Here is a 20,666-nt window from a genome sequence, read left to right on the forward strand (position 1 = left end):
GTGGCCCGGATCACGTCCCGGCCCCGCCGCCGTGCGGGCGGAGGGTGGGCAGGGGGGACGGGTCGCCTGTGATGGCCAGGCCGTGGGTCTTGGCGTCCGCGGGGGTGATGCGGCCCGCGAGGAGGGCCAGGGCCGTGTCGGGCGGGCCGGTGAGGACGAGGTCGGGGGCGGCGGCCCGGCCGGGGGCCATCGTGACCCGGCCCGCGGCCGAGCGGAGCGTCATGGGCTCGTCGTCGCACCGCACCTCGACGGTCAGCTCCGGGCGGCCGGTGTCCAGGCCCGGGAAGAGATCGGCGACGGGATGCACCAGCCAGTGGCCGCGGAACGCGTCGTCCTCCGTCATCCGCTCCATCAGCGGGCCCGCCCACCGGCCGATGACGGAGACCACTTCGCGCAGCTCCTCGCCCCGCGGGGTCAGCCGGTAGCGGTCGTCGGCCTTGGCCACGAGCCCGTTGGCCTCCATGGTCCGCAGCCGGTCCGAGAGCAGGTTCGTGGCCACGCCCGGCAGGCCGTTGAGTAGTTCGCCGTAGCGGCGGGGGCCGCCCAGGAGTTCGCGGACGATCAGCAGCAGCCAGCGGTCGCCGATGGCGTCGAGCCCGCGTGCCAGTGCGCAGTACTGCCCGTACGATTTCATATCCTCAAGCTTACTTGCTTTATTTTCTCAAGCTTCAGAGCTACGGTTTCGGCAGTCGAGAGAAAGAGGCACAACATGCCGATCATCTACATCGACGGCCCGCCGGGCTTGTCGCAGAGCGCCAAGAAAGAGCTGGTCCAGGAGGTGACGCGGGCGGCCGACGAGGCGTACCACGTTCCCGACGTACGGATCTGGCTACGCGAAACGCCGGCCGCCGACTACGCCCAGGACGGCGTCCTGGGCGCCCAGGTCCGGCCGATCGCGACCCTGGAGGCCCCCGAGCTGTCGAGCATCGAGACCAAACGCAGACTGGTCGCGCGCATCGACGCCGCCCTGACCGCGGCCTACGACGGCCACGCAGACACCGGCAGCAACATGGTGTTCCTCAACGGGTATCCGCTGACGCAGGTCGGATTCGCCGGCCGCATGCAGTCGGACGTACCGGAGATGGTCGAACTCGCCCGGCAGCTCGCCGGCTGAGACCGCGCCCGGCCGACTGCCCCTTCTTCGCCAGGGCCCGGCGGAGAAGGGGATGTGCGGTCAGGGGGCCTCTGCGGCCAGGGCGGTCTCGGCGCGGAGCGCCCGCAGGGTGTCGAGTTCGCGGTCGATGTCCCGCCGCTTGGCCTCAAGCCGCTCGACTTCCTGGGCGAGCAACTGTTCCATCACGCCCGTACGCTCCTCGGGCGGGGCCTCCAGGCACGGCAGCACTTCGTGGATCGTGGCGCTGGACAGGCCCGCGGCGAACAGGTGCTGGATCAGGACCACCCGCTCGACCATGGAGCCGTCGAAGTCCCGCCACCCGCCGGTGGTACGCCGGGAGCGGATGAGGCCCTGCTCCTCGTAATACCGCAGGGAACGGGTGCTGACGCCGCTCGCGGCACCCAGTTCGCCGATGCGCATGAGTCCTCCCGAGGCCGTCCGCCGGGTGTCCATTCTTGCACTTGACACCGGTGTGAAGTCCGACGATCGGATGCCGACCTCGTCACTCATCGCCACGAAGGACACCCGCCATGCACTGGCTCCATCTCGGCCTCGCCGTCGTCTTCGAAATCGCCGTCGCCCTGTCCGCGGGCAAGGCGCAGGGCTTCACCCGGCCCGCCTGGACCGCCGCCACGCTGATCAGCGGCGGCGTCGCCACCTACCTCCTCAGCCGGGCGCTGCTGACCTTCGACGTCGGCGCCGGCTACGCGATCTGGACCTCCGTCGCCGGCGTCGGGATCGTCGTCCTCGGCGTCCTCCTCTTCGGCCAGCGCCTCGGCTGGCGCAAGCTCCTCGGCATCGCCGCCGTCATCGCCGGAGTCGTCGGCCTCCAGCTCAGCGGTGCGGCATGAGCGCCCGCGCGCGAGCGTGGCTCGTACTCCTGCTCGCCGGCGTCTTCGAGGTCGGCTACGCCCTGTCCGTGGGCGGCAGCGAAGGCTTCACCGTGCTGTCGTGGTCGCTCGTCGCCGTCGTCTTCTTCCTGCTGACGCTCTACGCCCTGAGCGTCGCCCTGCGCACAGTCGACGTCGGCATCGGCTACGCGGTGTGGGCGGGGATCGGCGCCGTCGGGGCCGCTCTGCTCAGCCCGGTCTTCTTCGACGAGTCGCTCACCCCCGCCAAGGCCCTGTGGCTCACGGTGATCATCGCGGGGGTCGTCTGGCTCAAGCTCGCGGACGGACCCGGGAAGACCGAACGCCCCGAGGAGTCCCGGCAACCGGCGACGAACCAGCAGCCCGAGACGACCGCGCTGCCCGAGCGGCCCGCCCCCGCGTGACGGCCTCGGTGCGATCGGCGGCCGGCCGGCCTCACTCCGGCCGGCCGCCGGCATACCAGTCGTGCACCTCGACCGCGGCGTACGCGTCCGCCGTGAGGACCGCCCGCGCCGCGGCCGCGTCCGGGGCCCGCAGCAGCGCGGCGGTGCCCAGCCACCTGTCCCCCTCGTCCGACAGCAGCGGCCCGTACGCGATCAACTCGTCCCGCTCCCGCGGCAGATCCAGGTCGGCGGCCTCACCGGCGCCGAGACCCAGCACGAGGTAGCGGTTTCCGGCCGTGGGGCCGCCGGGGAAGTCCCACATCGTGCGGCCCAGCGTGTTGCGCCAGCGCCTCAGCAGCACGTCGCGGTACGCACCCGCCTGCCAGCCGGGCTCGTCGAAGGCGAACGCGCGGGCGGTGGGCACGTCCGGCAGATCGAGGATGTGCACGCTGCCGGTCGGCACCTCGCCGTCGTCGGTCATGGTCGGACCGCGCGCGATCATCTCCGCCTGGTACCGGTCCATGTAGGACCAGTGCTCTTCGAGCAGTTCATAGCGCAGCTCCAAGGAGCCGGGCCGGTCCCGGTGGTAGCAGAAGAACTCCATCCCCCCAGTCTGACCACCGCCGAGGGCCGTCAGTGCGGCGGGGCCGGGGATCCCGACCGGGCCGGAGCCCCAGGCCGGAGGCTCAGGCGAGGACCGGGAGCACCTCCGTCAGGTCCGCGCGCTCGCCGCTCGCCGCCACCGAACCCTCCGCCAGCGCCGTCGCCCACTCCGTGCGCCCCGTCGCCAGCCGGATCCACGTCAGCGGGTCCGTCTCCACCACGTTCGGCGGCGTGCCCCGGGTGTGGCGGGGGCCCTCGATGCACTGGATCGCCGCGTACGGCGGGATGCGGACCTCCACCGCGGCGCCCGGGGACTTCGCCGCCAGGGCGTCCGCCAGGACGCGGACCGTGGCGGCGACCGCGCCCCGGTCCAGCGGGACGTCGGCGCCGGTGGCGCGGGTCAGGTCGTCGCTGTGCACAACGAGTTCGACGAGGCGGGTGACCGTCACGTCGAGTGCGGCCATCGGGCCGAAGCGGAGCGGCAGCAGCCTGTCGGTCCGTACCGCCTCCGGCGCTGCCGCCGCCAGCAGCTCCGCCGCCGCATCCAGCGCCGAGGCGAGCGCCGCCGGCCCCTCCCCGTACGCGGCGGAGATGCGCTCCGCGTCCCGTACGACGCCCGCCGCCAGGTCGTCCGCGGCGCCCGCCGTCGACACCGCCCACCCCGGCAGGTCGACCGCCGCCCGCACCGCCCGCGGCGGGGGCTCGGTGAGCAGCCGCGGCACGGTCTCGATCTCGCCGACGACATGCGCCAGCAGCAGCCGTACGTCCCAGCCCGGCAGGCCCGACGGCAGCGCGAGCCGGCGCTCGTCCAGCGCGTGCGCCGCGGCGCTCAGCGCGCGCACCTGCGCGGTGAGCGCCGTCCAGGTCTTGTCCGGGTCGTAGGTACGCGCCCTGCGGGCGCCGCTGCGTTTGGCGGTCGGCATGACAGGAGCGTACGACCGATGTGTGACAACCCGGTCGTGTGCCACCATGCGCGCATGCCTATCGCCGACCGCTACCTCGCAGAAGACGAGTCGCTGGTGTACGTGACCCGCCAGCACTGGACCACGCTGGTCAACGAGTTCCTCGCGCTCTGCGTCATCGCGGTGGCCGCCGGGGCGCTCGTCTGGTGGCTGCCGACGGACGAGGACTGGGGGAAGTACACGAGCTTCGGGGTGCTGGCGGTGGCGGCGATCTTCGCCTGCTACTTCTGGCTCGTCCCGCTGCTGCAGTGGCGCAGCACGATGTACATCCTCACCACCAAGCGCCTGCACAAGCGCAGCGGCTTCCTGTCCAAGTCCGGCCGCAGCATCCCCCTGTCGCGCGTGAACGACGTGTCGTTCCGGGCCAACCTGTGGGAACGGATCATGCGCTACGGGACCCTCAACGTGCAGTCCGCGTCCGAGCAGGGTGTGATGACGCTCCGCCACGTACCGGACCCGGAGGGGCTGAAGGCCGAGATCTACCGTGCCGTGGACGCGCTCGGGGGCGGGTCGGAGCCGGTGCGCTGACCCCGCCCCCGTAGCGGAAACCCGGTCTCAGGCGAACAGCTCCGGGATCGTCCGCTCGTACGTCTCCCGCAGCTCCGCCAGCGGCAGCGTGAACTGGCCCTGCAGCTCCACCGCGTCCCCGTCGACCACGCCGATCCGGGTCGCGGGCAGCCCGCGCGCGCCGCACATGTCGGTGAACCGCATCTCCTCGCTCCGCGGCACCGCCACCACCGCGCGGCCCTGCGACTCGGAGAACAGGAACACCGCGGGATCCAGCCCCTCCGGGACCACCAGCCGCGCGCCGTGGCCGCCCTTCAGGCAGGACTCGACCACCGCCTGGACCAGCCCGCCGTCCGACAGGTCGTGCGCCGCGTCGATCATCCCGTCGCGCGACGCGGAGATCAGGATCTCGGCGAGCAGCCGCTCCCGCTCCAGATCGACCGCCGGCGGCAGCCCGCCGAGGTGGTCGTGGACCACCTGCGACCAGGCCGAGCCGCCCAGCTCCTCCTTCGTCTCGCCGAGGAGGTACAGCAGTTGGCCCTCCTGGGCGAACGCCATCGGGGTGCGCCGCGCCACGTCGTCGATCACGCCGAGCACGCCGACGACCGGCGTCGGGTGGATCGGCTGGTCGCCGGTCTGGTTGTAGAGGGAGACGTTGCCGCCGGTGACCGGGGTGCCCAGGGTGCGGCAGGCGTCGGCCAGGCCGCGGCACGCCTCGGCGAACTGCCACATGCCCGCCGGGTCCTCCGGCGAGGGGAAGTTGAGGCAGTCGGTGACGGCGAGCGGGCGGGCGCCGGTGGCGGCGACGTTGCGGTACGACTCCGCCAGCGCCAGTTGCGCGCCCGCGTACGGGTCGAGCTTGGCGTACCGGCCGTTGCCGTCGGTGGCCAGCGCGACGCCGAGGCCGGTCTCCTCGTCGATCCGGATCATGCCGGAGTCCTCGGGCTGCGCCAGGATCGTATTGCCGAGGACGAAGCGGTCGTACTGCGAGGTGATCCACGACTTGTCGGCCTGGTTCGGCGAGCCGACGAGCCGCAGCACCTGCGCGCGCAGCTCCGCGGCGTCCGCCGGCCGCGGGAGCTTCGCCGCGTCGTCGGCCTGGAGGGCGTCGAGCCAGCCGGGGCGGGCCATCGGCCGCTCGTAGACCGGGCCGTCGTGGGCGACGGTGCGCGGCGGTACGTCGACGATCTGCTCGCCGTGCCAGTAGATCTCCAGCCGGTCGCCGTCGGTGACCTCGCCGATGACGGTCGCGGTGACGTCCCACTTCTCGCAGATGGCGAGGAAGCGGTCGACCTTCGCGGGCTCGACCACCGCGCACATCCGCTCCTGCGACTCGCTCATGAGGATCTCCTCGGGCGAGAGCGTCGCGTCGCGCAGCGGTACGACGTCGAGTTCGACGCGCATGCCGCCGGTGCCGTTGGAGGCCAGCTCGGAGGTGGCGCAGGAGAGCCCGGCCGCGCCGAGGTCCTGGATGCCGACGACGAGGTCCTCGTGGAACGCCTCCAGGGTGCACTCGATGAGCAGCTTCTCCTGGAAGGGGTCGCCGACCTGCACGCTGGGGCGCTTGCTGGGCTTGCCCGTGCCGGAGGCACTGTCAGACGCGGTGTCGAAGGTCTCGGAGGCCAGGATCGAGGCGCCGCCGATGCCGTCGCCGCCGGTACGGGCGCCGTAGAGGATCACCTTGTTGCCGACGCCCGCGGCCTTGGCGAGGTGGATGTCCTCGTGCCGCATGACGCCGACGCAGAGGGCGTTGACGAGCGGATTGCCCTGGTAGCAGGGGTCGAAGACGACCTCGCCGCCGATGTTGGGCAGGCCGAGGCAGTTGCCGTAGCCGCCGATGCCGGCGACGACGCCGGGGAGCACGCGCTTGGTGTCGGGGTGGTCGGCGGCGCCGAAGCGCAGCGGGTCCATCACGGCGACCGGGCGGGCGCCCATGGCGATGATGTCGCGGACGATGCCGCCGATGCCGGTGGCGGCGCCCTGGTAAGGCTCCACGTACGAGGGGTGGTTGTGCGACTCGACCTTGAACGTGACGGCGTAGCCCTGGCCGACATCCACGACGCCCGCCTGCTCGCCGATGCCGACGAGAAGGGCGTCGGAGGGCGGGGCCTTGTCGCCGAACTGCTTGAGGTGCACCTTGCTCGATTTGTACGAGCAGTGTTCCGACCACATGACGGAGTACATGGCCAGTTCCGCACCCGTCGGGCGGCGGCCGAGGATCTCGCGGATCTGCTCGTACTCGTTCCGCTTCAGGCCGAGTTCGGCCCAGGGCTGCTCGGTGCCGGGGCTGCCGGAGGCGTGCTTGACGGTGTCGAGGGTCACGCTCGCTCGCTCCTTCGCACGCGGAGGTCCAGACGGTCGTGGCCCAGGGCGCGAACTCGCTCCCTCGCCGTTCCGGTGTCCAGCGGGGTGCGCGTCATGCGTGGACCAGCCTCTTGAGGATCGAGGTGAAGAAACCGAGGCCGTCGGTGCGGCCGGTACCGACGAGGGGCTCGACGGCGTGCTCGGGGTGGGGCATGAGGCCGACGACGTTGCCCGCCTCGTTGGCGATGCCGGCGATGTCGCGCAGCGAGCCGTTGGGGTTGCCGTCCAGATAGCGGAAGACGACGCGGCCGGTGGCCTCCAGCTCGTCGAGCGTACGGTCGTCCGCGGTGTAACGGCCGTCGATGTTCTTCAACGGAATGTGGATGTCCTGGCCCGCGGCGTAGTCGGCGGTCCAGACGGTGCCGGCGTTCTCCACCCGTAGCTTCTGGTCCCGGCAGATGAAGTGCAGGTGGTTGTTGCGCAACATCGCGCCGGGCAGGAGATGAGTTTCTGTCAGCACCTGGAAGCCGTTGCAGATGCCGAGGACCGGCATACCGGACCTGGCCTGCTCGACGACCGTATCCATCACGGGCGCAAAGCGCGAAATGGCGCCGGCCCGCAGATAGTCGCCGTAACTGAAACCGCCGGGGAGCACGACCGCGTCGACCTGCCGCAGATCCTTGTCCCGGTGCCAGAGCGAGACCGGCTCGGCGCCCGCCAGCCGAACGGCCCGCAGCGCGTCGCGGTCGTCGAGAGATCCCGGAAAGGTGACGACGCCGATACGAGCGGTCACTTCGCCTCTCCCCGGTGCGCGACTTCCTCGACACGTACGGTGAAGTCCTCGATCACGGTGTTCGCAAGGAACGTCTCGGCCATCGTGTTGATCTGCGCGAGGGTGGCGTCGTCGACCGGTCCCTCCACTTCGAGCTCGAAGCGCTTGCCCTGGCGGACATCGGCGATCCCGGCGAAGCCGAGACGCGGCAGCGCGCGCTGCACCGCCTGCCCCTGCGGGTCGAGGATCTCCGGCTTGAGCATGACGTCGACTACGACGCGGGCCACTGGCTACTCCCGGGAAGGGTTGTGAAGAAGCGGTGACGACAGCGTACCTTGCGGACAAATCTACCCGGGTAGATATGGGTCGGGCCGGTTACGGTTCCGCATCGCCCGTGATATCCACTTGGGGAAAGGGCCCAATAAAAGTAGGGTCCGCATTGCGACGTGACACGCGGGCCCAATTGCTCGACTTCCGCAACAGAATCCGTCGCGATACAAAGGGAAAGCACTGATCAAATGAGCCGGCGCTCCCGCAGCCCCGGTCTTCCGCGCAGGTCGCGCGGCGGGCGAGGAAAGCGGCAGGCGCGACCGACGGAAGGACCGGTTTCGTGGCGCAGCGCGTAGTGGTCAGCCTCTTCGACGACATCGACGGCGGAGAAGCGACCGAGACGGTCAACTTCGGACTCGACGGGAAGTCGTACGAGATCGATCTCAATGCCTCGAACGCCAAGAAACTGCGCAGCACGCTGGCGCCCTTCCTGCGGGCCGGGCGGAAGCAGGCCGCGTCGGGACGGGCGTTCACCCGCACCGACATCGCGCCCAACCCCGCCACCGTACGCGCCTGGGCCGGGTCGCAGGGCATGGAGGTGCCGGCCAGAGGCCGTATCCCGAAGAAGGTCTACGAGGCGTTCGAAGCCGCCCACTGAGCCGCCCGCCGACACCGCGGCCCTCTTCCGGTCCTCCCTTCCGGCTCTTCCGATCGGCCTGCCGGCTTCCGCCTGCGCCGTCCGGCAGATCCCTCATCCGGCCGTCCGCCGGGCCGTCTTGACGCCCCTTCACCGGCCCGGCTTGCCATCTGCCCCCGGGGATCGGATAGAGTCTGGACACGCGCCAAGGGGAGACCCCCCGAGGCCACGCGGGTGTAGCTCAGTAGTAGAGCGCCCTCTTTCCAAGAGGGAGGCGCAGTGTGCGATTCCTGTCACCCGCTCCGCCACAGAAGCCCTGTTAGTCGTGGGGTAGAGTGGAGCACGCGCCGGACGGTGAGAGCTGTTCGGATGCACGCGGACGTGGCTCAGTTGGTAGAGCATCACCTTGCCAAGGTGAGGGTCGCGAGTTCGAATCTCGTCGTCCGCTCAGTGAGAGCCCCGGCTTCGGCCGGGGCTCTTTTCGTGTGCGCGGAAGTCTTCCGGGAAGCCGGCAGCCAGGATGCGGGCGGCCATGACATCTGTCATCGCGTCCGATGACAGCGTGCACTGCACCGGCGCCCGCGGCGGCGGAAGTCTGAAGACATGGCCAGTGCACAGGAGAACGTGATCAGCGCCACGGGGCTGCGGCGCACGTACGGAGACTTCGAGGCGGTGCGCGGCGTCGACTTCGCCGTCCGCCGGGGCGAGTTGTTCGCCCTGCTGGGTACCAACGGCGCCGGCAAGACCTCCACCGTGGAGCTGCTGGAAGGGCTGGCGGAGCCCAGCGGGGGCAAGGTGCGGGTGCTGGGGCGTGACCCGTACCGCGAGCGCGGGCGGGTGCGCCCGTACACCGGCGTGATGCTCCAGGAGGGCGGGATGCCCTCGCAGCTCACGGTCGCGGAGACGGTACGGATGTGGGCCGGCTGCACGGCGCGGCCGCGGCCCACCGCGGAGGCGCTGGAGCTGGTCGGGCTCGCCGGCCGCAGGGACGTCCGGGTGGCGCAGCTCTCCGGCGGCGAGAAGCGCCGGCTCGACCTGGCACTCGCGCTGCTCGGCCGGCCCGACGTGCTGTTCCTCGACGAACCGACCACCGGGCTCGACGCCGAGGGGCGGCACGCGACGTGGGAGCTGGTGCGCGAACTGCGGGCCGGGGGGACGACGGTGCTGCTCACCACCCACTACCTGGAGGAGGCCGAGGAACTGGCGGACCGGCTGGCGATCATGGCGGGCGGCCGGATCGCCGCGTCCGGCACCGTCGAGGAGATCGTCGGCGCGCACCCGGCGACCGTCTCGTTCCGGCTGCCCACCGGCTGGCTGCCGGGCGACCTGCCGCCGCTGCCTGCGCTGGGCGTGACGGGGCACGAGCTGGCGGGGGCGAGCGTGCGGCTGCGTACGGGTGCGCTGCAGCGGACGCTGACGGGGCTGCTGATGTGGGCCCAGGACAACGGCGTGGAGCTGGCGGGTCTTGACGCCAGGTCGGCGTCGCTGGAGGAGGCGTTCCTGAAGATCGCGAGCGCCGCGGTGGACGACCGGCGGCAGGGCAAGAGCGCCCCGTCCGCGAAGCGCACCGCCGACGTGGTCCGTATCGACGAGGGGAACGCCCGATGACCGCCACCACCGCCGCCACCCCGCCGGCGCACCTCGACGACCGCGCCGCCGACGTCCCGGGACCGCTCGCCCGGCTGGCCGCGATCGGCCGCGCCGAGCTGACGCTGATGTGGCGCAGCAAGCTCGTCCTCTTCGGCGCCCTGGTCACCCCGGCGGGCTTCGCGTTCGCCACCCGGTCCGCGGTCGAGGAGATGGACCTCTCCGACACCGGCCTGACCGCGGCCACCGTCGTGCTGCCGAGCGCCGTCGTCTTCGCGCTGATCTTCGTCGTGTACGCGAACCTCGTCATCGTCTACGTCGCCCGCCGCGAGGAACTCGTGCTCAAGCGGCTGCGCACCGGCCTGCTCACCGACCGCGAGCTGCTCGCCGGCGCCGCGCTGCCCGCCCTGTGCGTGGCGATGGCTCAGTGCCTGGTGCTGGCCGTCGCCGTCAGCCTGGCGATGGACTCGCCGGCGCCCGAGGCGCCGCATCTGGCGGTGCTGGGGGTGCTCCTGGGGATGGCGATGCTGACGGTGCTGGCCGCGGCGACCGCGGCGGTGACGAAGTCGGCGGAGAGCGCGCAGTTGACGAGCATGCCGCTGCTGCTGGTGTCGATGTTCGGCTCGGGGCTGTTCGTGCCGTTCGAGGTGCTGCCGGACTCGGTCGCGGAGGTGGCGCAGCGGCTGCCGCTGTCGCCGGTGGTGGAGCTGGTGCGCGGCGGCTGGACCGGGGAGCTGGGCGGCGGCGCGGTCGCCGGGGCGCTCGCGGTGGCGGTGGCGTGGATCGCGGCGGGGTCGTGGGCGGTGCGGCGGTGGTTCCGGTGGGAGCCGCGCGGGTGAGGGGGGTGCGGGCGGCCGTACGGCCACCGGGGGGTGGTGGGCGTACGGTACGGCCGTACGCGGCCATCACGCCGAGCGGGGCAGCAGGTGCGGAGGGGACGTACGAGATGACCGAGCCGGACACGGACGGGATCCCCGGCCCTGATCCGGTCCCGGACGCGGACCCGGACCGTGGGCAGGGCGCGGGAAGCGGCGTGCTCCGCTGGCTGCACCGCGCCCGGCGCATGAGCGGGCCCGAGCGCTGGCGCCGCTACACCGTCTCCACCATGTACTTCCTCGCGCTCTTCGAGGCCGTGCTGATCGGTGTATGGCTCGACAACACCCGCGACGACATGGGCACCCTGCCGTTCGCCATCGTCGTCGTGCTGCTTCTCGGGCACCTCACGATGCAGATCAAGCTCTCCCTGAGCGCGCAGTTCCTCGGCGCTGCGGGACCCACCGCACGGCTGGTCGCCCTGCACCTCGCCGTCGTCTCGGCGCTGCTGGCCGCCGCCCTCGCGCTGCGCGCGGCGGACCGGCTGGATCCGGCGGAGCTGGGGCCGTTCCTGGTGTGGGTGCTGATGTTCGCCGCCGGACCCCTGGTGCTGGCGCTGCCGCTGCGCCGCGGCGGGGTGGTCGTCGGGGCGCTGTGCGCCGTGACGCTGCTGGCCGCGACGGTGGTCGGCCCGCGCGAGGACTGGCTGCTGACCACCGCGATCACCACGGCGCTGGGCGCGCCGTTCATCGGGGTCACGTACCGCGCCTCGGCGTGGGGCGTGAAGCTCGTCGACGAACTCGACGCCGCCCGCGCCGTGCAGGCCCGGCTGGCCGTCGCCGAGGAGCGGCTGCGCTTCGGCCGCGACCTGCACGACGTACTGGGGCGCAACCTCGCCGTCATGGCGCTCAAGAGCGAGCTGGCCGTCCAACTGGCGCAGCGCGGCCGGCCCGAGGCCGCCGACCAGATGGCGGAGGTGCAGCGCGTGGCGCAGGAGTCGCAGCGCGAGATCCGCGCGGTCGTACGCGGCTACCGCGCCGCCGACCTGCACGCCGAGCTGGCCGGCGCCCGCGCCGTGCTGCGCGCGGCCGGGGTCGACTGCGAGGTGGACGACGCGGACCTGACGGCTCCGGGCCGGCGCGGAGAGGTGCCGGAGCGGGTGCAGTCGGCGCTGGCGTGGGTGGTCCGCGAGGGGACGACGAACGTGCTGCGGCACGCGGACGCCCGTATGTGCACGGTGTCGCTGCGGGTCGCGGACGGCGTCGCGGAACTCGTCATGGACAACGACGGCGCCGCCGGCACCGAACCCGGCACCCCCGCCGACGGCGCCGGGCTCACCGGGCTGCGCGAGCGGCTGGCGGCCGTCGGCGGCACGCTGAGCGCACAGCGCAGGACCGGCGGGCGGTTCCGGCTGGCCGCGCGTATCGACCTGGAGGCGTCGTGATCCGAGTCCTGCTCGCCGACGACGAGCACCTGATCCGCGGCGCGCTGGCCGCGCTGCTGGCGCTGGAGGACGACCTGACGGTCGTCGCCGAGGCCGCGGGCGGCGACGAGGCGCTGGCCATGGCCCGCGCCCACCGGCCGGACGTCGCGGTACTGGACCTGCAGATGCCGGGGCTCGACGGCGTCGCCGTGGCGGCCTCGCTGCGTACGGCGGCACCCGGCACCGCGGCGATGATCGTCACCAGCCACGGCCGCCCGGGCGCGCTGAAGCAGGCGCTGTCCGCAGGGGTGCGGGGCTTCGTGCCCAAGACGGTCTCGGCGCAGCGGCTGGCTGAGGTGATCCGCACGGTGCACGCGGGCGGCCGGTACGTCGACCCGGAGCTGGCGGCGGACGCCATCGCGGCGGGCGACTCCCCGCTGACGCCGCGGGAGGCGGAGGTCCTGGAGCTGGCGGCGGACGGCGCCCCGGTCTCTGACATCGCCCGCCGCGCGTCGCTGACACCGGGGACGGTACGGAACTACCTGTCGTCGGCGATGACGAAGCTCAACGCGGAGAACCGCCACGCGGCGGCGCGCGTGGCGCGGGAGCGCGGCTGGCTGTGAGGGGGCGGCCGGATCCGGGCGGTCCGGGTAGCGCGCGGCGGTCCGGGTGATGCGCCGCGACTCGCGTACGGGCGGCTCCTCAGCTCCGCGGGGGGCACCGCTCCCCCGCACGCGCGAACGCCGGGCGCTCAAGCCCGCGCACCGGCGGACCACCGCGCGGGCCGACCCGGCCGCCGCCACCGGCCGCCCGTACGCATCCCGCCGCTCCCGCCGCCCCGCGCCCCGTACGCCCGCCCCGCGGCCTGCCCACGGCCCGCCGGATCCCCTCCACTCCGCGGCCGGTCCGCGGCGCGCGTGCGCGGGTATAGTGGGCTGCCGCCCCATGGGCGCGCGGACGTAGCTCAGTTGGTAGAGCACCACCTTGCCAAGGTGGGGGTCGCGAGTTCGAGTCTCGTCGTCCGCTCCGCGCACCACCGCACCGGCCTCTCCGCGCCTTCCGGCGGCACAACACGCAAGGCCCCCGGCGCTGCCCGGGGCCCCGCCCCTTTCTGTGCCAGGATCAGGGGTGCCATGACTGCGACCACAGCAAGTACCGCATCCGCGCCCGCCTCCGGCGCCGCGCCCGCGTCTGCGCCCGAGCCCGCGGCGCTGCACGGGCCAGTCCTCCAGTGGTTCCACGAGCACGCTCGCGACCTGCCGTGGCGCCGGCCGGAAGCCGGCCCCTGGGGCGTCATGGTCAGCGAGTTCATGCTGCAGCAGACGCCGGTGAGCCGCGTGCTCCCCGTCTACACGCAGTGGCTGAAGCGCTGGCCCCGCCCCGCCGACCTGGCCGCCGAGGCGCCCGGTGAGGCCGTCCGCGCCTGGGGCCGGCTCGGCTACCCGCGCCGCGCGCTGCGGCTGCACGCCGCCGCCACCGCGATAAAGGAACGGCACAACGGCGACGTACCCAAGCGGCACGCGCAGCTCCTCGCGCTGCCCGGCATCGGCGAGTACACGGCCGCCGCCGTGGCCTCCTTCGCGTACGGGCAGCGGCACGCCGTGCTCGACACCAACGTCCGCCGGGTCTACGCCCGGCTGGTCGGCGGCACCGAGTTCCCGCCCGGCGCGACGACCGCCGTGGAGCGCCGCGTCGCGCGCGAGCTGCTGCCGGACGAGGACGCCGAGGCGGCCCGCTGGGGCGCCGCGACGATGGAGCTGGGCGCGCTCGTCTGTACGGCCCGCAAGCCCGAGTGCGGCAACTGCCCGGTGGCGACGCTCTGCGCCTGGCGGCTCGCCGGGCACCCGGCGCACGCGGGCCCGCCGCGCCGTACGCAGACGTACGCCGGCACGGACCGCCAGGTGCGCGGCCGGCTGCTGGCCGTGCTGCGGGACGCGGACGGGCCGGTGCCGCAGCAGCGGCTGGACGCCGTGTGGCACGAGCCGGTGCAGCGGGCGCGGGCGCTGGACAGCCTGGTGTCGGACGGACTGGTGGAGCCGCTGGCGGACGGGCTGTACCGGCTGCCGCAGGGCTGACGCCCGGGCCGCCGGGCGGCCGCCGCCCACCCGGGCAGCGGCCCCACCGCCCGGCGCCCTGGCACCGGCCCGGCCGGGGACGCCCCGACCGGTACCGCCATCGGCACGACCTGCCTCCCGGCCGGCCCGTGGTGCGCCGACCCCCGTCCTACCAGCACGTACCACCCGCCGCGTTCCCGAGCCGGAGGCGGCCCCGTGGCGTCAGGCCCAGGGCTTGCTGTGGTCGAGGCCGCCCTCCTGGCGCTGCGTCAGCGAGTACCAGTTGCCGCTGTCGTCACGGAAGATCGCCTCGATCCCGTACGGCCGCTCCTGCGGCTCCTGGACGAAGTCCACGCCCCGGGCGCGCAGCTTCTCGTACGTCGCCCGGCAGTCGTCCGTGTGGAACGCGCCCGCGCCCAGCACGCCCTTGCTGACGAGGGTCGTCAGCGCCTCCGCCGACTCCGGGTCGAGGCCGGGTCCCGTGGTCCGCATGAGGGCCAGCATGACGTCCGGCTGGCCGGGGACCCCGACCGTGATCCAGCGCATGCCCTCGCCCATCTCGATGTCGTCGCGGATCTCGAAGCCGAGCCTGTCGGCGAAGAAGTCGCGGCTGCGCTCCTGGTCGGTGGTCCAGACGGTGGTGATGGCCAGGTTCGTGATCATGGCGTTCTCCCTGGTGGGGTGGTGCTTCCGTACTGCGGCCACCGTAGGCAGGGGCGGCCTCAGCCCGCTTCCTCAGAGTTGCGCTCCCTGATCCGCGGGTCGAACCCGCCGGCCCAGAGCAGCGCGAAGCAGCCGGGTATGAGCGCGGTCCCGCGGCCCACGTGGGCGTCGCGGTACGCGGTCGGGGAGAGCCCCGTACGCCGCTTGAAGCTGGCGGAGAACGTGCCGAGGGCGGAGAAGCCGACCAGGTGGCAGACCTCGGTGACGGAGAGGTTGCACGTACGCAGCAGGTGCTCGGCGCGCTCCAGGCGGCGGCGCGTCAGATACTGCCCGGGGGTCTCGCCGTAGGCGGCCTTGAAGGCGCGGATGAAGTGGAACCGGGAGTAACCGGCGTGCCTCGCCACCGCGTCCAGGTCGAGGGCCGGGTCGGCCCAGTCGCGGTCCATGGCGTCCTTGGCGCTGCGAAGAGCGCGCAGATCGGGGCGAAGCACTCTTCGAGCATGGCACGCCCCACTGACAGCCGGCCCGCCGCACGAGCCGCTGCTTGCCGGCTCGTGCCCCCGACGGCCCGCCGCCCCCGGCCCCGTACGACGCCGGCCTTCCGGCCCGTACGCACAAAGAAGGGCCGCGCGCCCCCGGCCCGCTACTGCGGGAGGCGCGCGGCCCGTCATCGGGGCCCCGGGTCCGCTCAGACCTTCGCCGGGGCCTCCGCCTCCGCTTGCGCGGAGTCCGGACCGGCGTCCCCGGCCGATCCGGCGTCATCCTTCGCCGGGCCTGCCCCGCGCAGCGGGACCTCCTTGACGAACCACGAGGCGAGGAACGCGAGTGCCGCGATCGCCGCGCCCCAGAGGAAGACCTGGTGGGTGCCGTTCGAGACGGCGCTGAGGTACGCCTCCTTGATCTGCGCCGGCAGTTGCTCGATCCGCTCCGGGGTCAACTGCCCGCCACTGCCCGCCGCCTTCTCGCCCGCGGGACCCGCCTCCTCGGCCATCGTGTCGGCGACCCGGCTGCTGAAGATGGCGCCCATCAGCGCGACGCCGAAGGAGCCGCCGATCGTGCGGGTCAGGGTGATGGTGGAGCTGCCGGCGCCCATGTCGCGCATCTCCAGGCTGTTCTGCCCGACGAGCATCGACATCTGGATCATGAAGCCCAGGCCGGCGCCCATCACCGCCATGTAGAGCCCGGAGGTCAGCCGGGAGGTGCCGGTATCCATCGTGGACAGCAGGTACATCCCCGCGATCAGGGCGGCGCCGCCGATGATCGGGTAGATCTTGTAGCGGCCGGTCTTGGTCGTGGCCCGGCCGACGAAGAGCGAGACGATCATGACGGGCAGCATCATCGGCAGGAGCAGCAGGCCGGAGTTGGTGGCCGAGGCGCCTTGGACGCTCTGCTGGAACAGCGGCAGGAAGGTCACGCCGCCGAACATCACGAAGCCGACGATGAAGCCGATGACGTTCATCAGCGTGAAGTTGGCGTTGCGGAAGATGCGCAGCGGGATGATCGGCTCGGCGGCGCGGGTCTCGGCCCAGCCGAAGGCGGCCAGCGCGCCGGTGCCGAGCACGGCCAGGCCGATGATCTGCGCCGAGCCCCAGTCGTACTCCGTACCGCCCCAGGAGGTCACCAGCACCAGTGCCGTCAGCCCGATGGAGAGCAGGGCGGCACCGGTGTAGTCCACGCGCGCCTTGATGCGCTTCTTCGGCAGGTGCAGCACGGCGGAGATGACGAAGAGGGAGACGGCGCCGAGCGGCAGGTTGATGTAGAAGGCCCAGCGCCAGCCGAGGTGGTCGGTGATCGTCCCGCCGACCAGCGGGCCGCCGATGGTGGCGATGCCCATGACGGCGGCCATCATGCCCTGGTACCTGCCGCGTTCGCGGGGCGGTACGAGGTCGCCGATGATCGCCATCACGCCGACGATGAGACCGCCGCCGCCCAGGCCCTGGACCGCGCGGAAGGCGATGAGCTGGCCCATGTCCTGGGCCATGCCGGAGAGGGCGGAGCCGATCAGGAAGAGGACGATCGAGGACATGAAGATGCCCTTGCGGCCATAGAGGTCGCCGAACTTGCCCCACAGTGGCGTGGAGACGGCGATGGCCAGGGTGTACGCGGTGACCACCCAGGCGAGGTGGTTCAGGCCGCCGAGCTCGCCGACGATCGTGGGCATCGCGGTGCCCACGATCAGGTTGTCGAGCATCGCGAGCATCATGGTGATCATCAGGCCGAGCATGATCACCCTGATGTTCCGCGGCGGTGCTGGGACCGCCTCCTGATCCTTGTCCGCCATGACCCCTCTCCCTACTTACTTGCCGCCCGGCTAGTGGGTACCATGTGAACGTACGCCGCTACTTGCCGGGCGTCAAGTAAGTATCTGACGGAAGCAGGGATCATGGGCACGACCAGGAGCGACACCCGCCAGCGCATTCAGGACGTGGCGCTGGAGCTCTTCGCCGACAAGGGCTACGACAAGACCTCCCTGCGCGAGATCGCCGAACGGCTCGACGTCACCAAGGCCGCGCTGTACTACCACTTCAGGACGAAGGAAGACATCCTCGTCAGCCTGGTCGAGGACCACTTCGGGCGGGTCGACGAGCTGATCGCCTGGGGGCAGTCCCAGCCGGCCACGCTGGAGACCCGGCTGGAGCTGCTGGCGCGCTACAGCGCGCTGCTCGCGGGCGGGGACACGCTCTTCCGGTTCATGCAGGAGAACCAGGCGAGCATCCGCGAGCTGAGCCTCGGCGAGACCTTCAAGGCGCGGATGGGCGACATCATCGGGATGCTGCGCGACAAGGACGCCGACCTGAGGGACCAGGCCCGCAGCATCGCCGCGATCTTCACCATGCACGCCGGGATGTTCGCCCTGGACGACGCGAAGGGCGACCCGGAGGAGAAGCGGCTCGCCTGCCTGGAGGTCGCGCAGGAGCTGGTGACGTCCGCGTACAAGGGCTGACCGCGGGGACGTCTCTAACGCGCTTGTACGCGCCGTCTCGCCGCCTCCTTCCCGTACGCACCCGGGCGCACCCCGCACGTACACGCAGAGCCGCCCCGGACCACTCGGTCCGGGGCGGCTCCGTGTCGTGCGTCGGAAGCCGAGCCGCTACGGGCTCACGCCTCCTTGCTCAGGTTCGGGCCCGCGCCGCCTGCGGCGGCGTCGACCGGCGGGGCGTCGGGCAGCGCCGACTTCTCCTCGCCGCGGAAGGTGAACGTCGCGTCGTCACCCTCGCCCTCGGTGTCGACCACCACGATGTGGCCCGGGCGCAGCTCGCCGAAGAGGATCTTCTCCGAGAGCACGTCCTCGATCTCCCGCTGGATCGCGCGGCGCAGCGGCCGGGCGCCCAGCACCGGGTCGAAGCCCCGCTTGGACAGCAGATCCTTGGCCTCGGTGGAGAGCTCGATGGCCATGTCGCGGTCCTTGAGCCGGTTGTCCAGCTCGGCCAGCCGCAGGTCGACGATCTCGATGATGTCGTCCCTGGTGAGCTGGTGGAAGACCACGATGTCGTCCACACGGTTGAGGAACTCGGGCCGGAAGTGCTGCTTGAGCTCCTCGCTGACCTTGGACTTCATCCGCTCGTAGCCGGTCTTGACGTCGCCCCCGGCGGCGAACCCCAGGCCGAAGCCCTTGGAGATGTCCTTGGTGCCGAGGTTGGTCGTCATGATGATGATCGTGTTCTTGAAGTCCACGACCCGGCCCTGGGAGTCGGTCAGGCGACCGTCCTCCAGGATCTGCAGCAGCGAGTTGAAGATGTCCGGGTGGGCCTTCTCGACCTCGTCGAAGAGGACGACGGAGAACGGCTTCCGGCGCACCTTCTCGGTGAGCTGACCGCCCTCCTCGTACCCGACGTAGCCGGGCGGGGAGCCGAACAGCCGCGAGACGGTGTGCTTCTCGCTGAACTCCGACATGTCGAGCTGGATGAGCGCGTCCTCGTCACCGAAGAGGAACTCCGCCAGCGTCTTCGACAGCTCCGTCTTACCGACGCCGGACGGGCCGGCGAAGATGAACGAACCGCCGGGGCGCTTCGGGTCCTTGAGGCCCGCCCGCGTACGCCGGATGGCCTGGGAGAGCGCCTTGATGGCGTCCTCCTGCCCGATGACGCGCTTGTGCAGCTCGTCCTCCATGCGCAGCAGCCGCGAGGACTCCTCCTCGGTCAGCTTGAAGACCGGGATGCCGGTGGCGGTGGCCAGGACCTCGGCGATGAGCTCCTCGTCCACCTCGGCCACGACGTCCATGTCGCCGGCCTTCCACTCCTTCTCCCGCTGCGCCTTCTGCGCCAGGAGCTGCTTCTCCTTGTCGCGCAGCCCGGCGGCCAGCTCGAAGTCCTGCGAGTCGATCGCGGACTCCTTCTCGCGCCGCACGTCGGCGATCTTCTCGTCGAACTCCCGCAGGTCCGGCGGCGCGGTCATCCGGCGGATGCGCATCCGCGAGCCCGCCTCGTCGATCAGGTCGATCGCCTTGTCCGGCAGGAAGCGGTCGGAGATGTACCGGTCGGCGAGCTGGGCCGCGGCGACCAGCGCGGCGTCCGTGATGGACACCCGGTGGTGCGCCTCGTACCGGTCGCGCAGACCCTTGAGGATCTCGATGGTGTGCTGCAGCGACGGCTCCGCGACCTGGATCGGCTGGAAGCGGCGCTCCAGGGCCGCGTCCTTCTCCAGGTGCTTGCGGTACTCGTCGAGCGTGGTGGCGCCGATGGTCTGCAGCTCGCCGCGGGCCAGCATCGGCTTGAGGATGCTCGCCGCGTCGATCGCGCCCTCGGCGGCCCCCGCGCCCACCAGGGTGTGCAGCTCGTCGATGAACAGGATGATGTCGCCGCGGGTGCGGATCTCCTTGAGCACCTTCTTCAGGCGCTCCTCGAAGTCACCGCGGTAGCGGGAGCCCGCGACCAGGGCGCCGAGGTCCAGGGTGTAGAGGTGCTTGTCCTTCAGCGTCTCGGGCACCTCGCCCTTGACGATGGCCTGCGCCAGGCCCTCGACGACGGCGGTCTTGCCGACGCCGGGCTCGCCGATGAGGACGGGGTTGTTCTTCGTCCGGCGGGACAGCACCTGCATGACCCGCTCGATCTCCTTCTCGCGCCCGATGACCGGGTCGAGCTTGGACTCGCGGGCGGCCTGCGTGAGGTTCCGGCCGAACTGGTCGAGCACCAGGGACGTCGACGGCGTGCCCTCGGCGGGGCCGCCGGCCGTGGCGGTCTCCTTGCCGCCCTGGTAGCCGGAGAGCAACTGGATGACCTGCTGCCGCACCCGGTTCAGGTCGGCGCCCAACTTCACGAGGACCTGGGCGGCGACGCCCTCGCCCTCGCGGATGAGGCCGAGCAGGATGTGCTCCGTACCGATGTAGTTGTGCCCGAGCTGAAGGGCCTCGCGGAGCGACAGCTCCAGGACCTTCTTCGCCCGGGGGGTGAAGGGGATGTGGCCGGACGGGGCCTGCTGGCCCTGGCCGATGATCTCCTCCACCTGCTGGCGGACCGCCTCGAGCGAGATCCCGAGGCTCTCCAGGGCCTTTGCGGCGACACCCTCACCCTCGTGGATCAGGCCCAGGAGGATGTGCTCGGTGCCGATGTAGTTGTGGTTGAGCATCCGGGCTTCTTCCTGAGCCAGGACGACAACCCGCCGCGCGCGGTCGGTGAACCTCTCGAACATCGTTAATCGCTCCTCAGAGCGGTCAGGCAGATCGGGGACGTTCCCCTCCCTGTCCTTCCGCAGCTTAGTCCCGCAAG

The 20,666-nt window shown here is 71.9% G+C and carries 22 protein-coding genes and 3 tRNA genes; 14 read left to right on the forward strand and 11 right to left on the reverse strand.

The window, feature by feature from the left end; all coding sequences use genetic code 11:
- Positions 1–10 precede the first annotated feature (10 nt).
- On the reverse strand, positions 11–634 hold the full coding sequence (locus CXR04_RS35240; RefSeq protein WP_199850466.1) for a winged helix-turn-helix transcriptional regulator: 624 nt from the start codon (positions 632–634) through the stop codon (positions 11–13).
- 75 nt (positions 635–709) lie between these two features.
- Here CXR04_RS35240 and CXR04_RS15730 point away from each other — a divergent pair, with 75 nt between their 5' ends.
- Positions 710–1,114 carry a tautomerase family protein gene (locus CXR04_RS15730; RefSeq protein WP_101422894.1) on the forward strand — a complete coding sequence of 135 codons (405 nt, stop codon included), beginning with the start codon at positions 710–712 and terminating at the stop codon, positions 1,112–1,114.
- A gap of 60 nt (positions 1,115–1,174) precedes the next feature.
- On the opposite strand, the gene CXR04_RS15735 is transcribed toward CXR04_RS15730, so the two are convergent.
- Entirely contained in the window at positions 1,175–1,534 is a 360-nt protein-coding gene (locus CXR04_RS15735; protein ID WP_101422897.1) for a MerR family transcriptional regulator, read from the reverse strand.
- A gap of 110 nt (positions 1,535–1,644) precedes the next feature.
- On the opposite strand from CXR04_RS15735, the gene CXR04_RS15740 reads away from it, so the two are divergent.
- Both CXR04_RS15740 and CXR04_RS15745 read left to right on the forward strand, forming a co-directional pair.
- On the forward strand, positions 1,645–1,965 hold the full coding sequence (locus CXR04_RS15740) for a DMT family transporter (RefSeq protein WP_101422900.1): 321 nt from the start codon (positions 1,645–1,647) through the stop codon (positions 1,963–1,965).
- On the forward strand, positions 1,962–2,387 hold the full coding sequence (locus tag CXR04_RS15745; protein ID WP_199850467.1) for a DMT family transporter: 426 nt from the start codon (positions 1,962–1,964) through the stop codon (positions 2,385–2,387). Before CXR04_RS15740 ends, CXR04_RS15745 begins: the two co-directional genes overlap by 4 nt.
- A gap of 31 nt (positions 2,388–2,418) precedes the next feature.
- Here the strand turns inward: CXR04_RS15745 and CXR04_RS15750 are convergent, their stop codons facing one another.
- Positions 2,419–2,970: a YciI family protein gene (locus tag CXR04_RS15750; RefSeq protein ID WP_101422903.1), complete on the reverse strand. Its 552-nt coding sequence runs from the start codon at positions 2,968–2,970 to the stop codon at positions 2,419–2,421.
- 82 nt (positions 2,971–3,052) lie between these two features.
- Positions 3,053–3,892 carry a sterol carrier family protein gene (locus CXR04_RS15755; RefSeq protein WP_101422905.1) on the reverse strand — a complete coding sequence of 280 codons (840 nt, stop codon included), beginning with the start codon at positions 3,890–3,892 and terminating at the stop codon, positions 3,053–3,055.
- A 54-nt stretch (positions 3,893–3,946) separates the two neighbouring features.
- On the opposite strand from CXR04_RS15755, the gene CXR04_RS15760 reads away from it, so the two are divergent.
- Positions 3,947–4,459 (forward strand): PH domain-containing protein, encoded by a 513-nt coding sequence (locus CXR04_RS15760; protein WP_234380254.1) that lies wholly within the window; start codon positions 3,947–3,949, stop codon positions 4,457–4,459.
- 27 nt (positions 4,460–4,486) lie between these two features.
- On the opposite strand, the gene purL is transcribed toward CXR04_RS15760, so the two are convergent.
- The 3 genes from purL to purS form a co-directional block, all read right to left on the reverse strand.
- Entirely contained in the window at positions 4,487–6,760 is a 2,274-nt protein-coding gene (gene purL / locus CXR04_RS15765) for a phosphoribosylformylglycinamidine synthase subunit PurL (protein WP_101422910.1), read from the reverse strand.
- A 94-nt stretch (positions 6,761–6,854) separates the two neighbouring features.
- Positions 6,855–7,535, reverse strand: a complete 681-nt coding sequence (gene purQ, locus CXR04_RS15770; protein ID WP_101422913.1) for a phosphoribosylformylglycinamidine synthase subunit PurQ — start codon at positions 7,533–7,535, stop codon at positions 6,855–6,857.
- Complete coding sequence (gene purS, locus CXR04_RS15775; RefSeq protein ID WP_101422916.1) at positions 7,532–7,801, reverse strand: phosphoribosylformylglycinamidine synthase subunit PurS; 270 nt, start codon at positions 7,799–7,801, stop codon at positions 7,532–7,534. Before purS ends, purQ begins: the two co-directional genes overlap by 4 nt.
- Before the next feature lie 323 nt (positions 7,802–8,124).
- Here purS and CXR04_RS15780 point away from each other — a divergent pair, with 323 nt between their 5' ends.
- The 9 genes from CXR04_RS15780 to CXR04_RS15820 all read left to right on the forward strand — a co-directional run bounded on the left by CXR04_RS15780 (position 8,125) and on the right by CXR04_RS15820 (position 14,319).
- A complete protein-coding gene (locus tag CXR04_RS15780) occupies positions 8,125–8,442 on the forward strand; it encodes a histone-like nucleoid-structuring protein Lsr2 (RefSeq protein WP_027745315.1) in 318 nt (105 codons plus the stop codon).
- A gap of 209 nt (positions 8,443–8,651) precedes the next feature.
- Positions 8,652–8,723 (forward strand) — tRNA-Gly (locus tag CXR04_RS15785).
- Between the two features lie 73 nt (positions 8,724–8,796).
- Positions 8,797–8,869: transfer RNA gene (locus CXR04_RS15790), tRNA-Gly, on the forward strand.
- A gap of 155 nt (positions 8,870–9,024) precedes the next feature.
- Positions 9,025–10,029 (forward strand): ABC transporter ATP-binding protein, encoded by a 1,005-nt coding sequence (locus tag CXR04_RS15795; protein ID WP_101422918.1) that lies wholly within the window; start codon positions 9,025–9,027, stop codon positions 10,027–10,029.
- On the forward strand, positions 10,026–10,847 hold the full coding sequence (locus tag CXR04_RS15800; protein WP_101422921.1) for an ABC transporter permease: 822 nt from the start codon (positions 10,026–10,028) through the stop codon (positions 10,845–10,847). Before CXR04_RS15795 ends, CXR04_RS15800 begins: the two co-directional genes overlap by 4 nt.
- Entirely contained in the window at positions 10,787–12,265 is a 1,479-nt protein-coding gene (locus CXR04_RS15805) for a sensor histidine kinase (RefSeq protein ID WP_101422923.1), read from the forward strand. The genes CXR04_RS15800 and CXR04_RS15805 overlap by 61 nt, the downstream gene beginning before the upstream one ends.
- Positions 12,262–12,867 (forward strand): response regulator transcription factor, encoded by a 606-nt coding sequence (locus tag CXR04_RS15810; protein ID WP_101422926.1) that lies wholly within the window; start codon positions 12,262–12,264, stop codon positions 12,865–12,867. Before CXR04_RS15805 ends, CXR04_RS15810 begins: the two co-directional genes overlap by 4 nt.
- A 330-nt stretch (positions 12,868–13,197) precedes the next feature.
- Positions 13,198–13,270: transfer RNA gene (locus tag CXR04_RS15815), tRNA-Gly, on the forward strand.
- A gap of 107 nt (positions 13,271–13,377) precedes the next feature.
- Positions 13,378–14,319, forward strand: coding sequence for an A/G-specific adenine glycosylase (locus tag CXR04_RS15820; RefSeq protein ID WP_101422929.1), 942 nt, complete (start codon positions 13,378–13,380; stop codon positions 14,317–14,319).
- 201 nt (positions 14,320–14,520) lie between these two features.
- Here CXR04_RS15820 and CXR04_RS15825 read toward each other — a convergent pair whose 3' ends face one another.
- The 3 genes from CXR04_RS15825 to CXR04_RS15835 form a co-directional block, all read right to left on the reverse strand.
- Positions 14,521–14,961 carry a VOC family protein gene (locus CXR04_RS15825; RefSeq protein WP_101426398.1) on the reverse strand — a complete coding sequence of 147 codons (441 nt, stop codon included), beginning with the start codon at positions 14,959–14,961 and terminating at the stop codon, positions 14,521–14,523.
- Positions 14,962–15,020: 59 nt separating this feature from the next.
- Positions 15,021–15,452, reverse strand: a complete 432-nt coding sequence (locus CXR04_RS15830; protein ID WP_324841951.1) for a helix-turn-helix transcriptional regulator — start codon at positions 15,450–15,452, stop codon at positions 15,021–15,023.
- A gap of 197 nt (positions 15,453–15,649) precedes the next feature.
- On the reverse strand, positions 15,650–17,242 hold the full coding sequence (locus CXR04_RS15835) for an MDR family MFS transporter (protein ID WP_101422935.1): 1,593 nt from the start codon (positions 17,240–17,242) through the stop codon (positions 15,650–15,652).
- 102 nt (positions 17,243–17,344) lie between these two features.
- Between CXR04_RS15835 and CXR04_RS15840 the strand changes: the two genes are divergently transcribed.
- Positions 17,345–17,905: a TetR/AcrR family transcriptional regulator gene (locus CXR04_RS15840; protein WP_101422938.1), complete on the forward strand. Its 561-nt coding sequence runs from the start codon at positions 17,345–17,347 to the stop codon at positions 17,903–17,905.
- 155 nt (positions 17,906–18,060) lie between these two features.
- On the opposite strand, the gene CXR04_RS15845 is transcribed toward CXR04_RS15840, so the two are convergent.
- Positions 18,061–20,589 (reverse strand): ATP-dependent Clp protease ATP-binding subunit, encoded by a 2,529-nt coding sequence (locus tag CXR04_RS15845; protein WP_018839279.1) that lies wholly within the window; start codon positions 20,587–20,589, stop codon positions 18,061–18,063.
- Positions 20,590–20,666 lie beyond the last annotated feature (77 nt).

This window comes from Streptomyces sp. CMB-StM0423 (assembly GCF_002847285.1).
Lineage (GTDB): Bacteria > Actinomycetota > Actinomycetes > Streptomycetales > Streptomycetaceae > Streptomyces.

Coding starts and splice junctions, on each gene's coding strand:
- CXR04_RS15755 (WP_101422905.1), bottom strand. CDS start 3,892: ATGCCGACCGCCAAACGCAGCGGCGCCCGCAGGGCGCGTACCTACGAC.
- CXR04_RS15840 (WP_101422938.1), top strand. CDS start 17,345: ATGGGCACGACCAGGAGCGACACCCGCCAGCGCATTCAGGACGTGGCG.
- CXR04_RS15750 (WP_101422903.1), bottom strand. CDS start 2,970: ATGGAGTTCTTCTGCTACCACCGGGACCGGCCCGGCTCCTTGGAGCTG.
- CXR04_RS15845 (WP_018839279.1), bottom strand. CDS start 20,589: ATGTTCGAGAGGTTCACCGACCGCGCGCGGCGGGTTGTCGTCCTGGCT.
- CXR04_RS35240 (WP_199850466.1), bottom strand. CDS start 634: ATGAAATCGTACGGGCAGTACTGCGCACTGGCACGCGGGCTCGACGCC.
- CXR04_RS15800 (WP_101422921.1), top strand. CDS start 10,026: ATGACCGCCACCACCGCCGCCACCCCGCCGGCGCACCTCGACGACCGC.
- CXR04_RS15745 (WP_199850467.1), top strand. CDS start 1,962: ATGAGCGCCCGCGCGCGAGCGTGGCTCGTACTCCTGCTCGCCGGCGTC.
- CXR04_RS15795 (WP_101422918.1), top strand. CDS start 9,025: ATGGCCAGTGCACAGGAGAACGTGATCAGCGCCACGGGGCTGCGGCGC.
- CXR04_RS15730 (WP_101422894.1), top strand. CDS start 710: ATGCCGATCATCTACATCGACGGCCCGCCGGGCTTGTCGCAGAGCGCC.
- CXR04_RS15825 (WP_101426398.1), bottom strand. CDS start 14,961: ATGATCACGAACCTGGCCATCACCACCGTCTGGACCACCGACCAGGAG.
- CXR04_RS15835 (WP_101422935.1), bottom strand. CDS start 17,242: ATGGCGGACAAGGATCAGGAGGCGGTCCCAGCACCGCCGCGGAACATC.
- CXR04_RS15760 (WP_234380254.1), top strand. CDS start 3,947: ATGCCTATCGCCGACCGCTACCTCGCAGAAGACGAGTCGCTGGTGTAC.
- CXR04_RS15740 (WP_101422900.1), top strand. CDS start 1,645: ATGCACTGGCTCCATCTCGGCCTCGCCGTCGTCTTCGAAATCGCCGTC.
- CXR04_RS15735 (WP_101422897.1), bottom strand. CDS start 1,534: ATGCGCATCGGCGAACTGGGTGCCGCGAGCGGCGTCAGCACCCGTTCC.
- CXR04_RS15820 (WP_101422929.1), top strand. CDS start 13,378: ATGACTGCGACCACAGCAAGTACCGCATCCGCGCCCGCCTCCGGCGCC.